11 protein-coding genes are annotated in these 12,076 nt (G+C 74.3%); 6 read left to right on the forward strand and 5 right to left on the reverse strand.

Annotated elements, in window-relative coordinates; all coding sequences use genetic code 11:
- Window positions 1-6: 6 nt before the first annotated feature.
- The 4 genes from ATL51_RS18975 to ATL51_RS18990 all read right to left on the reverse strand — a co-directional run bounded on the left by ATL51_RS18975 (window position 7) and on the right by ATL51_RS18990 (window position 6,901).
- A complete protein-coding gene (locus tag ATL51_RS18975; protein WP_100879410.1) occupies window positions 7-1,209 on the reverse strand; it encodes an acyl-CoA dehydrogenase family protein in 1,203 nt (400 codons plus the stop codon).
- A 70-nt stretch (window positions 1,210-1,279) separates the two neighbouring features.
- Complete coding sequence (locus ATL51_RS18980; RefSeq protein ID WP_073577908.1) at window positions 1,280-1,669, reverse strand: VOC family protein; 390 nt, start codon at window positions 1,667-1,669, stop codon at window positions 1,280-1,282.
- A gap of 36 nt (window positions 1,670-1,705) precedes the next feature.
- Window positions 1,706-6,166, reverse strand: coding sequence for an ATP-dependent RNA helicase HrpA (hrpA, locus tag ATL51_RS18985; RefSeq protein WP_167410019.1), 4,461 nt, complete (start codon window positions 6,164-6,166; stop codon window positions 1,706-1,708).
- Window positions 6,167-6,445: 279 nt separating this feature from the next.
- Window positions 6,446-6,901, reverse strand: coding sequence for a MarR family winged helix-turn-helix transcriptional regulator (locus tag ATL51_RS18990; protein ID WP_100879411.1), 456 nt, complete (start codon window positions 6,899-6,901; stop codon window positions 6,446-6,448).
- A 59-nt stretch (window positions 6,902-6,960) separates the two neighbouring features.
- Here ATL51_RS18990 and ATL51_RS18995 point away from each other — a divergent pair, with 59 nt between their 5' ends.
- The 4 genes from ATL51_RS18995 to ATL51_RS19010 are packed head-to-tail and all read left to right on the forward strand — an operon-like array spanning window position 6,961 to window position 9,444.
- Window positions 6,961-7,542, forward strand: coding sequence for a UbiX family flavin prenyltransferase (locus ATL51_RS18995; RefSeq protein ID WP_073577906.1), 582 nt, complete (start codon window positions 6,961-6,963; stop codon window positions 7,540-7,542).
- Window positions 7,542-8,975, forward strand: a complete 1,434-nt coding sequence (locus tag ATL51_RS19000; protein ID WP_100879412.1) for a non-oxidative hydroxyarylic acid decarboxylases subunit C — start codon at window positions 7,542-7,544, stop codon at window positions 8,973-8,975. The genes ATL51_RS18995 and ATL51_RS19000 overlap by 1 nt, the downstream gene beginning before the upstream one ends.
- Entirely contained in the window at window positions 8,975-9,199 is a 225-nt protein-coding gene (locus ATL51_RS19005) for a non-oxidative hydroxyarylic acid decarboxylases subunit D (RefSeq protein WP_100879413.1), read from the forward strand. The genes ATL51_RS19000 and ATL51_RS19005 overlap by 1 nt, the downstream gene beginning before the upstream one ends.
- Window positions 9,196-9,444: a hypothetical protein gene (locus ATL51_RS19010; protein WP_100879414.1), complete on the forward strand. Its 249-nt coding sequence runs from the start codon at window positions 9,196-9,198 to the stop codon at window positions 9,442-9,444. Before ATL51_RS19005 ends, ATL51_RS19010 begins: the two co-directional genes overlap by 4 nt.
- Window positions 9,445-9,451: 7 nt before the next feature.
- Here the strand turns inward: ATL51_RS19010 and ATL51_RS19015 are convergent, their stop codons facing one another.
- Window positions 9,452-10,282: a serine hydrolase domain-containing protein gene (locus ATL51_RS19015; RefSeq protein WP_073577902.1), complete on the reverse strand. Its 831-nt coding sequence runs from the start codon at window positions 10,280-10,282 to the stop codon at window positions 9,452-9,454.
- A 135-nt stretch (window positions 10,283-10,417) separates the two neighbouring features.
- Between ATL51_RS19015 and ATL51_RS19020 the strand changes: the two genes are divergently transcribed.
- Together ATL51_RS19020 and ATL51_RS19025 are read left to right on the forward strand one after the other, a co-directional pair.
- A complete protein-coding gene (locus ATL51_RS19020; protein WP_301549088.1) occupies window positions 10,418-11,179 on the forward strand; it encodes an alpha/beta fold hydrolase in 762 nt (253 codons plus the stop codon).
- Window positions 11,176-12,015 (forward strand): DUF72 domain-containing protein, encoded by an 840-nt coding sequence (locus ATL51_RS19025; RefSeq protein ID WP_301549089.1) that lies wholly within the window; start codon window positions 11,176-11,178, stop codon window positions 12,013-12,015. Before ATL51_RS19020 ends, ATL51_RS19025 begins: the two co-directional genes overlap by 4 nt.
- Window positions 12,016-12,076 lie beyond the last annotated feature (61 nt).

Raw genomic sequence — 12,076 nt, forward strand, 5'->3', positions numbered from 1 at the left:
CCGGGATCAGGTGAACGCGCTGATCCCGGTCACGTCCCGGCCCACGATGAGGGTCTGGATCGTCTCGGTGCCCTCGAAGGTGTGGATGGCCTCGATGTCGGCCCAGTGCCGCACGACGTGGTGCTCCAGCAGGATCCCGTTGCCGCCGAGCAGGTCCCGCGCCTCGGAGAGGATCTTGCGGGCGGTCCGGGTGTTGTGCATCTTCGCCAGCCCCGCGACGGTCGGCGACAGCTTGCCCACCTCGGCGAGCCGGGCGGACTGCATGCAGTAGAGCTGCATGCCGGTCAGGTCGGCGAGCATCGCGACGAGCCGCTGCTGCACGATCTGGAAGCTCGCCAGCGGCTTGCCGAACTGCTCGCGCTCCAGCGCGTAGCGCAGGGCGGCGTCGTAGCCGGCGGTCGCGTGGCCCAGTGCCATCCAGGCGCAGGTGCCCCGGGTGGTGGCCAGCACCGCGGCGCAGTCGGCGAACGTCCGCGCCTCGGTCAGCCGGTTCTCCTCCGGCACCCGGACCCCGTCCAGCTCGATGTCGGCCTGCCAGAGTGCCCGCAGCGACACCTTGCCCGGGATGACGGTGGCCTCGTAGCCCTCCGCCGGGGTCTCGACGACGAACCCGAGCACCTCGCCGGAGTCGGTGTCGCGCGCCCACACGACCACCAGGTCCGCGACGCTGCCGTTGCCGATCCAGCGCTTCGACCCGCGCAGCACCCAGTGGTCGCCGTCGCGGGTCGCGGTGGTCTCCAGCGCGACCGAGTCCGAACCGTGCATCGGCTCGGTCAGCGCGAACGCTCCCAACTTGTCCATGGTGGACATCGACGGCAGCCAGCGTTGCTTCTGCTCCTCCGAGCCGCACATCGCGATCGCCTTCATCGCCAGGCCCGCGTGCACCCCGAGGAACGTGCCGAGCGAGCCGTCCCCGCGGTGCAGCTCCATGTGCACGAGGCCGAGCGCGAGCGGGCTCATCCCGGCCGCCCCGTAGCCCTGGATGTCCTCGCCGACGATCCCGAGCTCGGGGAGGCGCCGGAACAGGTGCCAGGGCAGCTCGGCGCGCTCCCAGTAGTCGTTGATGCCGGGGAGGACCTCGGCGTCGACGAACGTGCGGGTGTCGGCGAAGCGCTGCCACTGCTCGTCGGTGAACTGGTCGCGCACCGAGAAGAAGTCGGTGCCCAGGGCCTCGCCCAGCTCGGTGTACGGAGTGGTCGGTGCGGTCATGATCGCGGGCCCCTCGCCGTCGACGGAGACCTGATCCTCACAGAATCACCGGGGTTCCGCCGGGCGGAACTCAGGCCCGCACCAGGCAGAACGGGTGCCCGATCGGGTCGAGGAAGACCCGGAAGCTGTCCGGCGCGGGCTGGACCTCGTGCCGGGTGGCGCCGAGCGCCAGCACCGCGGCCTCCCCGGCGTCCAGGTCGGGCACGTCGAAGTCGACGTGCCCGCGCTGGGGCCGCACCTGCCCGGGCCACTCCGGCGGGGTGAACTCCCCCTCGGAGATCTGCTGGAACGCCAGGGTCGCGCCCGCGCCGCCCGGGTCGAGCTCGACCCAGTCGGGGTCGGTGTCGGTCGGCCCCTGGACCGGCCAGCCGGTGATCGCCGAGTAGAACCGGGCGAGCTCCAGCGGGTCCGGGCAGTCGAGCGCGAACAGTGCGAACCTGGCAACGGGTGCATCGGTCATGGCGGCAGTGTGCCTGCGACCCCCGACGGTCACGCCTCAGAGCGCGTCGATCGCCCGCTCGATCCGCTGCACCGACACCGGATGGCGGGTCTTCATCGGGTGCGCGTACAGCGAGATGCGCAGCTCCTCGACCATCCACCCGATCTCGCGCAGCGCGGGCGACGGCGGCGTGTGCTCGGGCAGGGCGGCCAGCAGCCCGCGGTACTCCGCCTCGACCGGCGCGATCTCGGCGGTCCACCGGGCGTCGCGGTCGGGGTCGGCGCGCAGCTTCTCCAGCCGCAGCTCGCAACCCTGCAGGTAGCGCTTCACGTCGCCGAGCCGGGTCGCCCCGGCGGCGGTGACGAAGCCCGGCGCGGTCAGCCGGCCCACGACCGCCGTCACGTCGGCGACGCCGTCGCGGGTGGCGGGACCGCGCAGGTCCGCCAGCGCCGCGCCGACCCGGTGCCAGACCTCCAGCACGCCGCGTACGGCGTCGAGGACCTGCAACGTCGTCGACGGCAGCCGCATCCGCAGCAGCTCCGCGAGTCGCGCGTACTGCGCCCCGTCGAACGGGTCGCCGCCGCCCCGGGCCATCAGGTGATCGGCCGCGGCGGTGGTGCAGTCGTCGAGCAGGGCGTCGAGCGAGCCGTGCGGGTTGCGCGACAGGGCCAGCCGCGCCCGGTTGTCCAGGCCGCGCTGCACCTGCTTCCCCGGGTGGGTGGTGTTGAGGAGCAGGAGCCGCCGGGCCCCGCGGTGGTGGGCGGGGTCGCGCTCGGGCGCCGTCGCGTACACCCGGACGTCGGCGCTCGTGCCGCGGTCGCGCAGGCCCGGGTAGCCGGTGACCGTGTGCGCGCCACGCCGGATCGGCAGCTCGCGGGGGAGCTCGCCGATCGTCCACGACGTCAGCCCGGTCGCCTCGACGTCGCTGCCCGCGGCGGCCAGCTCCTCCCGCACCTTCGGGGCGAGGGCGCGGCGCAGCCGGTCCAGGTCGGTGTCGCGGGCCAGCTCGGCACCGGACTCGTCGAGTACCCGGAAGGTCACCGTGAGGTGCTCGGGCAGCCGCTCCAGCTCCCAGTCCTCGCGCCGGATCTCCACGTCGCGCATCCGGCCGAGCTCGTCCTCCAGGACGTCGAGCAGCGGGCGACGGCCGGTCTCGCCGCGCAGCCGGGCCAGCACCGCCTTCGCGTGGTCCGGGGCGGGGGAGAAGTTGCGCCGCAGGTTCCGCGGCAGCGTCCGGATCAGCGCGGTGACGAGCTCCTCGCGCAGCCCGGGCACCTGCCAGGTGAACGGCGTCGGGTCGACCTGGTTCAGTGCCGCCACCGGCACGTCGACGGTCACGCCGTCCTCGTGATGGCCGGGCTCGAACGCGTAGGACAGCGGCAGCGTCAGCCCGCCCGCCTCGACGTGGTCGGGGTAGTGGGCGCGGTCGACCTGCTTCGCGGCCTCGGTCGCGAGCATCTCCTCGGTGTAGGTCAGCAGCTCCGGGTCGCGCTTCGCGGCCTGCTTCCACCACCGGTCGAAGTGCTTGCCGGAGACGACGTCGGCGGGGACGCGCTCGTCGTAGAAGGCGAACAGGGTGTCCTCGTCGACGACCAGGTCGCGGCGCCGCGCCCGGTGCTCCAGCTCCTCGACGTCCTCGAGCAGCTCCCGGTTGGCATGGAAGAACCGGTGCCGGGTCTCCCAGTCGCCCTCGACGAGGGCGTGCCGCAGGAACAGGTCGCGGCTCACCTCGGCGTCGATCCGGCCGTAGGCGACGCTGCGGTCGGCCACCAGCGGCAGCCCGTGCAGGGTGACCCGTTCGGTCGCGACGGCGGACGCGCGCGTACGTGACCAGCGCGGTTCCGAGTATGTCTTCTTGACGAGATGTCCGGCGAGGGGCTCGATCCAGTCCGGCTGGACCGGTGCGACGGTCCGGGCCCACAATCTCGTCGTCTCGACGAGTTCGGCGGCCATCACCCAGCGCGGGGGCTTGCGCGCCAGGCCCGAGCCGGGCCAGATCGCGAACTTCGCGCCGCGGGCACCGAGGTAGTCCTTCGGGCCTTTCCGCTCCTTCCCGGCGCCCTTCCCGGCGCCCTTCCCGGCGCCCTTCCCGGTGCCCTTCTCGGCGAGCGGGTCCTGCATGCCGATCTGCGACAGCAGACCGGCGAGGACGGACTGGTGGATCCGGTCGGCGTGCCGCGGCCACTCGGGGTCGTGGTCGTTCAGATCCATGCCGGAGCTGCGGGCGGCCTGGCGGAGCTGGCCGTGCAGGTCCCACCACTCGCGCACCCGCAGGTAGTGCAGGAAGTCCTCACGCAGCTCGCGGCGGAACCGGCTGCCCGACAGCTCGTCGCGGCGGGCGTTCAGGTGGTCCCACAGCCGCAGGTAGGCCAGGAAGTCCGAGCCGTCCTCACCGAAGCGGCGGTGTTTGTCGTCGGCGGCCTGGCGCTGCTCGGTGGGCCGCTCGCGCGGGTCCTGCACGCTCAGCGCGGCGGCGATGACCAGCACCTCGCGCAGACAGCCGTTGCGGTGCGCCTCCACGAGCATCCGGCCCAGCCGCGGGTCCACCGGCAGCCGCGCCAGCGACTGTCCGACCGCGGTCAGCGAGCGCCGGTCCGGGCGCAGCGCGCCGAGCTCGTGCAGCAGGTCCAGACCGTCGGCGACGGCGCGCCGGTCCGGCGGCTCGACGAACGGGAACTCCGAGATCTCGCCCAGGTCCAGCGCGATCATCTGCAGCACGACCGAGGCCAGGTTGGTCCGCAGGATCTCCGGGTCGGTGAACTCGGGGCGGGCGTCGAAGTCGTCCTCGGCGTACAGCCGGATCGCGATGCCGTCCGAGGTGCGGCCGCAGCGACCGGAGCGCTGGTTCGCCGAGGCCTGGGAGATCTTCTCGATCGGCAGCCGCTGCACCTTGAGGCGGCGCGAGTAGCGCGAGATGCGCGCGGTGCCGGTGTCCACGACGTAGCGGACGCCGGGCACGGTCAGCGAGGTCTCGGCGACGTTGGTGGCCAGCACGACCCGGTTGCCCGCGTGCGGCGCCCAGACACGCTGCTGCTCGGCCGTCGACAGTCGGGCGTAGAGCGGCAGGATCTCGGTGTTCCGCAGGTTGCGCCGCTCCAGGGCCTCGGTGGCCTCGCGGATCTCGCGCTCACCGGGCAGGAACACCAGTACGTCGCCCGGTCCCTCGCGCTGGAGCTCGACGACGGCGTCGCCGATCGCGTCGTCCAGCTGCCGGTCGGGATCGGCGTCCGGGTCGTCCGGGTCGACGACGGGGCGGTAGCGCACCTCGACCGGGAACGTGCGCCCCGAGACCTCGACGATCGGGGCCGGGGCCGGGGCCGGGGCCGGGGTCGGGTCGCTGCCCTCGGTGGCCGTGCCGAAGTGCCGGGCGAAGCGCTCCGGGTCGATCGTCGCCGAGGTGATGACGACCTTGAGGTCCGGACGGCGGGGGAGCAGCCGGGTCAGGTACCCGAGGATGAAGTCGATGTTGAGGCTGCGCTCGTGCGCCTCGTCGATGATCAGCGTGTCGTAGGCCAGCAGGTCCTTGTCGCCGGCCAGCTCGGCCAGCAGGATGCCGTCGGTCATCAGCTTGACCATGGTCGAGTCGCCGACGGCGTCGGTGAACCGGACCTTCCAGCCGACCGCCCCGCCGAGCTCGACGCCCAGCTCCTCGGCGATCCGGGTGGCGACGGTGCGCGCGGCGAGCCGCCGCGGCTGGGTGTGACCGATCATCCCGTGCACACCGCGGCCCAGCTCGAGGCAGATCTTCGGCAGCTGTGTCGTCTTCCCGGATCCGGTCTCCCCGGCGACGATCACGACCTGGTTGTCGCGGATCGCGTCGGCGATCTCCTCGCGGCGCGCGGAGACCGGCAGTGTCGCGGGGTAGGAGATCCGCGGCAGCGCGGCGCGGCGGCGTTCCACGCGGTGCTCGGCCTTCGCGACGGCGTCGGCGACCCGCCGCTGGGCGCGCCCGTCGCGGGCCCGGTCCAGCCGGCCGCGCAGCCGCTCGCCCTCGGTCGGTCCGAGCGCGGCGAGGCGCTCGCGCAGGGCGGTGAGTTCGGCGTCGTCGAGCGGGGGGAGCGGCGGCTCGGCGGAGTCGCGGCCGTCGCCGGCGGCGCGACGGCGCGGGCGGCCGGCGTCGGTCTTCCTGTCCGGGGCGGAGCCCGCCTGCTCCGGGCCGTCGCGGTCGGGGCCGCGACGGCCGGGCTGGTCGGGGCCGGGCGCCGTGACGGCAGCGCGCCGGCCCCGCGGCCCGCGGCGGCGCTGCGTCGACGTGCGGCGGCGCTGCTGCTCGCGGGCCGGGACGCCGCGCGCGGCGCCCTCCGTCCCGGGGGCGGCCTGCGCTGCGGCGAGGTCCGATGGGGTCTGGTCCTGGTGGATGACGGTGTCCTGCTGGGTGGCGGTGTCCTGCGGGGTGCCGGAGGTCCCGCCGGGCTGCCGGTGGTCGCCCCGGGTACCGGAACGGCGGCGGGGGCGGCGCGGACGGTCGTGCGACGACGGCTGCGCGGAGGTCGAGGACGGGACGGGTTCGCTGGACATCGTTCGTTCAGTCTGCCTGCTCGCCCGGGACCGGGCGTGCGCCGACCATGGTGACCGGCCTCGCAGGCGTCGTCGAATGGGTTTCGGGAATCGGCGGTATGGGGTCCGAACCGGACGCCGGTCGCCTCGCGGCGAGTGGCGCACCGCGGCTCCAGCCGAACGGAATTCCACGGCGGCGGTTATCTATTGCGGCCCGGGGACTCGGTTCGCCCGGCTCGGACAGTCGTTCCAACGGGCGGGGGTCCCGGATCATTCCCGCCCCACGCGACGGTTTCCGGCTCAGTTCCCGTCCCTCTCGGGAACGGCGTCGGACCCCGTCTCGGCGAGCCGGGCCAGCAGGTCGCGCAACCGGGCCCGCTCGGCGTCGTCGAGCGGGGCGAGGAACTCGGCGGCCAGCGCACGGGCCTCGGTCGCGGCCCCGGCGGCCAGGCGTTCCCCCTCGTCGGTGAGGTGGACCAGCCGTCGTCGCTGGTCGGTCTCGGAGCGGGTGCGACTCAGCCAGCCGTGGCGCTCCATCCGGCGCAGCAGCTCGGTGGTGGTGCCCTTGTCGGTCGCGGCGAGCGATCCGAGCGTGACCTGGTCGATCCCGGGACGGCGGCGCAGTGCGTCGAGCATCGCGTACTGCGGCTTGGTCAGCTGCGGGACGCGCTGCTGCCAGGTCGCGGTGTGGGACTGCAGGACCCGGCGGAGCAGGTGGACGACCGCCTCGTCGGCACCCGGGTTGCGATCGGACATGCCGCGAGTATAGTGCGTATGCAAACAGTTAGTATACGAACTAACGGGGAGGTGGTCCGGTGCGACTCGTCGTGGGAATCACCGGCGCGACCGGCGCGATCCTCGGGATCCGCCTGCTGGAGGCGCTGCGCGACGCCGAGGTCGACACGCACCTCGTGCTCTCGAAGTGGGCGCGGGCGACGATCGTCGAGGAGACCGGCTGGACGGTGCCCGAGGTCGAGGCGCTGGCCGGGACCGCCCACCCGTTCGGGGACCAGGCCGCGTCGATCTCCTCCGGCTCGTTCCGGACGGACGGGATGGTCGTCGTCCCCTGCTCGATGAAGACCCTCGCGCAGATCCGGCACGGCATCGCCGACGGGCTCGTCGCCCGCGCCGCGGACGTCACGATCAAGGAGGACCGGAGGCTGGTCCTCGTGCCGCGGGAGACCCCGCTGTCGGAGATCCACCTCGAGAACATGCTGGCCCTGCGCCGCGCCGGGGTGCGGATCGTCCCGCCGATGCCCGCCTTCTACAACCACCCGGCCGCGGTGGACGACGTCGTGGACCACGTCGTCGCCCGCATCTGCGACCAGTTCGACCTGCCCGCCCCGCGGGCCCGCCGCTGGACCGGCGGGTCCGCGCGTCAGAGGAGGAGCGCCTGATGGACACCTTCCGCGACTACCTGGCCGAGCTCGAGCGGCACGGCCAGCTCCTGCGTATCGACGACGAGGTGAAGGCCGAGCCCGACCTCGGCGCCGCCGGTGCCGCCGCCCCGAAGCTCGGCGACCGCGCCCCCGCGCTGCTGTTCACCGACGTAGCCGGGTTCCGCGACCCGAACATCGTGCTCAACGCGCACGGCTCCTGGGCCAACCACGCGATCGCGCTCGGGCTGCCGCCGGAGACCCCGGTGCGTGAGCAGGTCGAGGAGTTCGGCCGTCGCTGGGACGCCTTCCCGGTCCCGGTCGAGCGGCGCGCCGACCCGCCGTTCGCGGAGAACACCGTCGCCGGGGAGGCGGTCGACCTGTTCGCGCTGCTGCCGCTGTTCCGCATCAACGCCGGCGACGGCGGCTTCTACATCGACAAGGCCGCCGTCGTCAGCCGCGACCCCGACGACCCGGAGTCCTTCGGCAAGCAGAACCTGGGCATCTACCGGATGGAGGTCCAGGGGCCGCGCACGCTCGGTCTGCAGCCCGTCCCGCAGCACGACATCGCGCTGCAGCTGCGCCGCGCCGAGGAGCGTGGCGAGGACCTGCCGGTCGCGATCGCGCTCGGCAACGAGCCGACGATCCCGCTGGTGGCGGGCATGCCGATCGCCTACACCGACAGCGAGTACGAGATGGCGGGCGCCCTGCGCGGCTCGCCCTGCCCGATCGCCACCGGTCCGGAGACCGGGCTCGACGTCCCGTGGGGCTGCGAGATCCTGCTGGAGGGCGTCGTCCTGGGCCGCGAGCGGCACTTCGAGGGCCCGTTCGGCGAGTTCACCGGGCACTACTCGGGCGGCCGCCGGATGCCGCAGATCCGCATCGACCGGGTGTCCTACCGGACCACGCCCTACTTCGAGCACCTCTACATCGGCATGCCGTGGACCGAGTGCGACTACCTCATCGGGCCGAACACCTGCGTCCCGCTGCTCAAGCAGCTGCAGGCCGAGTTCCCCGAGGTGCGCGCGGTCAACGCCATGTACACCCACGGGCTGCTCGCGATCGTGTCGGTCCGCAACCGCTACGGGGGCTTCGCCAAGGCCGTCGGGATGCGGACCATGACCACCCCGCACGGCCTCGGCTACTGCAAGGTCGTGATCTGCGTCGACGACACCGTGGACCCGTTCGACCTGCCCCAGGTCATGTGGGCGTTGTCGACCAAGATGCACCCCGCGCACGACCTGGTGACCCTGCCCGACATGCCGGTGCTGCCGCTGGACCCCGGGTCCGACCCGGCCGGGATCACCCACAAGCTGATCATCGACGCCACCACCCCGACCGCCCCGGACGACCGCGGGCACTACTCCCAGGGCGTGGTGCCGCCCGACGACACCGCGGCCTGGGTCGAGCGACTCGGCCGGCTCGTCGCCGGCGACCGGAAGGAGAACCGCTGATGACCTGCCCCCGCTGCTCCACCGACGGCGCCGCCGTGCTCGCGACCTCCCCGGTCCCCGGGGTGTGGACCGTGCACCGCTGCGGCGCGTGCGGGTTCGTCTGGCGCGACACCGAGCCGCCGGCCGTCCGCGACGCCGCGCACTACCCGGCCCGGTTCCGGGTCACCGCGCAGGACGTGGCCGCCGCGGTCGACGTGCCGACCGTCCCGGAGCGCCGGGCGTGACCCCGACGCTGATGTGGGAGGCCCGCGCCGCCGACGGCCGGCGCGACGAGCTCCTCGCCCACGTGCGCGAGCAGGCGGCCGTCGCGCTGGCCGGCGCCGAGCGCCACGAGCTGTTCGTCGCCGACGGCGGGCGGGTCGTCGTCATCGCGGTCGGGGTGCCGGCCGGGACGACGCTGCCCGAGCCGCCCGGCGAGCTGCTGGCCCGGCCGCCGCACTCCTGGGGCTTCGACCGGGTCGGCCCCTGACCGGTCCTCAGCCGGTCGCGAGCGCCGCGAGCACCCCGTCCGTCCACGGCGTCCACGCCTGGACCGCCCACGGCCCGAAGTCGCGGTCGGTCAGCACGACGGCGGCGGCGCGCACGTCCGGGTCGACCCACAGGAATGTGCCGGACTGCCCGAAGTGGCCGAAGGTCCGCGGTGACGAGTGCTCCCCGGTCCAGTGCGGGGACTTGCCGTCGCGGATCTCCATGCCCAGGCCCCAGTCGTTCGGCTTCTGCCGTCCGTAGCCGGGGAGCAGGCCGTCGAGCCCGGGGTAGGCGACGGTCGTCGCCTCGGCGACGGTGCGCGGGTCCAGCAGCTGCGGGGCCTGCAGCTCGGCGGCGAAGCGGGCCAGGTCGTCGACGGTGGACACCGCGCCCGCGCCCGCCGAGCCCTCCAGCCGGGTGTGCGTCATCCCGAGCGGGGCGCAGACGGCCTCGTGCAGGTACTCGGCGAACCCGATGCCGGTCGCCTCGGCGATGGCGCCGGCGAGCACCGCGAACCCGGTGTTCGAGTAGATCCGCTGCTCACCCGGGGCGGCACGGACGTCGTCGGTGTCGAACGCCAGACCCGAGGTGTGCGCGATCAGGTGGCGCACGGTCGCGCCCTCGGGGCCGGCCGCGTCGTCCCAGTCGACGGCGCCCTCCTCCACGGCGACCAGGGCGGCGTAGGCCGAGAGCAGCTTGGTCACCGAGGCCAGCCCGAACTCGCGGTCGGTGGCGCCCGCGGTGGCGAGCACGGTGCCGTCGGCGGCGACGACGGCCGCGCCCACGTGGTCGACCGGCCAGTCCAGGACCCGGCGCACCGCCGGGGCGAGCTCGGTCACGACGGGAGGTGCGGTCGGGTGCGCATGCCGTCCATCCTGGCAAACGGGCGGGACCGCAGCCGCCCGGGCGATGATCGGGCCCGTACCCCGTCCGCCGGGTCCCGCATCCGGCCGCGCACCGCGAGGGAGGGCACCGTGCCACTGCACCACGAGACGGCCGGATCGGGACCGCCGCTGCTGCTGGTCCAGGGCGGCGTGGCCGAGGCCGGCGCGGCCCGGATGCTCGTCGGCGAGCTCGCCGTCACCCACCGGGTCCGCACCTACGACCGGCGCGGCGTCGGTCGCAGCCCGGCCGGGCCGGACCCGGTCGGGCTGACCGCGCACGCCGACGACGCCGCCGCGCTGCTGGCCGACACCGGACCGTCCGCCGTCGTGGGGGTGAGCATCGGGGCGGTGATCGGCCTGCTGCTCGCGGTGCGCCACCCGGACCTGGTCACGACGCTGGTGGCGCACGAGCCGCCGCTGCCCGGCCTCGTCCGCGATGCCGACCGCGAGGCGGCCCTGGACCGGGTCGAGGCGCTCGCCGCACGCGACGACCTCGGCGGGGCGCTGCGGCTGATGGCCGCGCTGACCTCGGGCGACGACCCCGTCGAGCCCGGCTACCGGCCGGAACCGCCGTCCGGGGACCCGGAGCCCGCGCTGCGCCGGTTCCTGCGCCACGACGTCCCCGCGGTACGGGCCGTCCGCATCGACCCCGACGACATCACCGCGAGCGGGGTCCGGGTAGTCCCGACCGGCGGGGTCGAGTCGCGCGGGCGCTGGGAGCACCGCTGCGCCGAGGTGCTCGCGTCCCGGCTCGGCCGCGGGCTCGTCGAGCTGCCCGGCGGCCACGACGGGCCCGTCACGCACCCGGTCGCCGGGGCGGCCGCGCTGCGCGGGCTGGTCGGCGGCACGTGACGCGCCCCGGATCCGCCACCCGGCCCGGACGGGCCCTGGTGGGGACGTCGGGGTGGCGCTACCCGCCGTGGCGCGGCACGTTCTACCCGCCCGGACTGGTGCAGCGCCGCGAGCTGGAGTACCTGTCCCGGCAGGTCACCTCGATCGAGATCAACGGGTCGTTCTACTCCCTGCAGCGCCCGGAGAACTACCGGGCCTGGGCCGAGCAGGTCCCGGCCGGGTTCGTGTTCGCGGTGAAGGGCCCGCGGTTCGTGACGCACCTCAAGCAGCTGCGCGACGTCGCGGTGCCGGTCGCGAACTTCCTCGCTTCCGGCGTGCTCGGCCTGGGGCCGGCGCTGGGCCCGGTGCTGTGGCAGCTGCCGCCCCGGATGCGGTTCGACGCCGACCGGCTGGCCCGCTTCCTGGAGCTGCTGCCGGCGAGCACCACGGCCGCCGCCCGGGCCGCGACCGGGCACGACGAGCGGCTCGACGGCCGGGCGCTGGTCGAGACCGACGCCGACCGCCCGCTGCGGCACGCGGTCGAGCCGCGGCACCCGTCGTTCCGGGACCCGGCGTTCACCGCGCTGCTGCGGGCGCACGGGGTCGCGCTGGTGCTGTCCGACTCCGCGGGCACCTGGCCGGTGTTCGACGAGGTGACCGCCGACCTCGTCTACCTGCGCCTGCACGGCCAGGGGGAGCTCTACAGCGGCGGCTACACCGCCGAGGCCCTCGACGGCTGGGCGGAGCGCGTCCGCGGCTGGCGCGACGCCGGGCACGACGTCGTCTGCTACTTCGACAACGACGCGAAGGTCCACGCACCGACCGACGCGCTGGCCCTGATCGACCGCCTCGGCTGACCTGTTCGGCCGACTACCGGCACGGCTGAACGGACCTGTCCTCACATTTGTTGATAAGGGC

It is taken from the genome of Pseudonocardia alni (assembly GCF_002813375.1).
GTDB lineage: Bacteria > Actinomycetota > Actinomycetes > Mycobacteriales > Pseudonocardiaceae > Pseudonocardia > Pseudonocardia alni.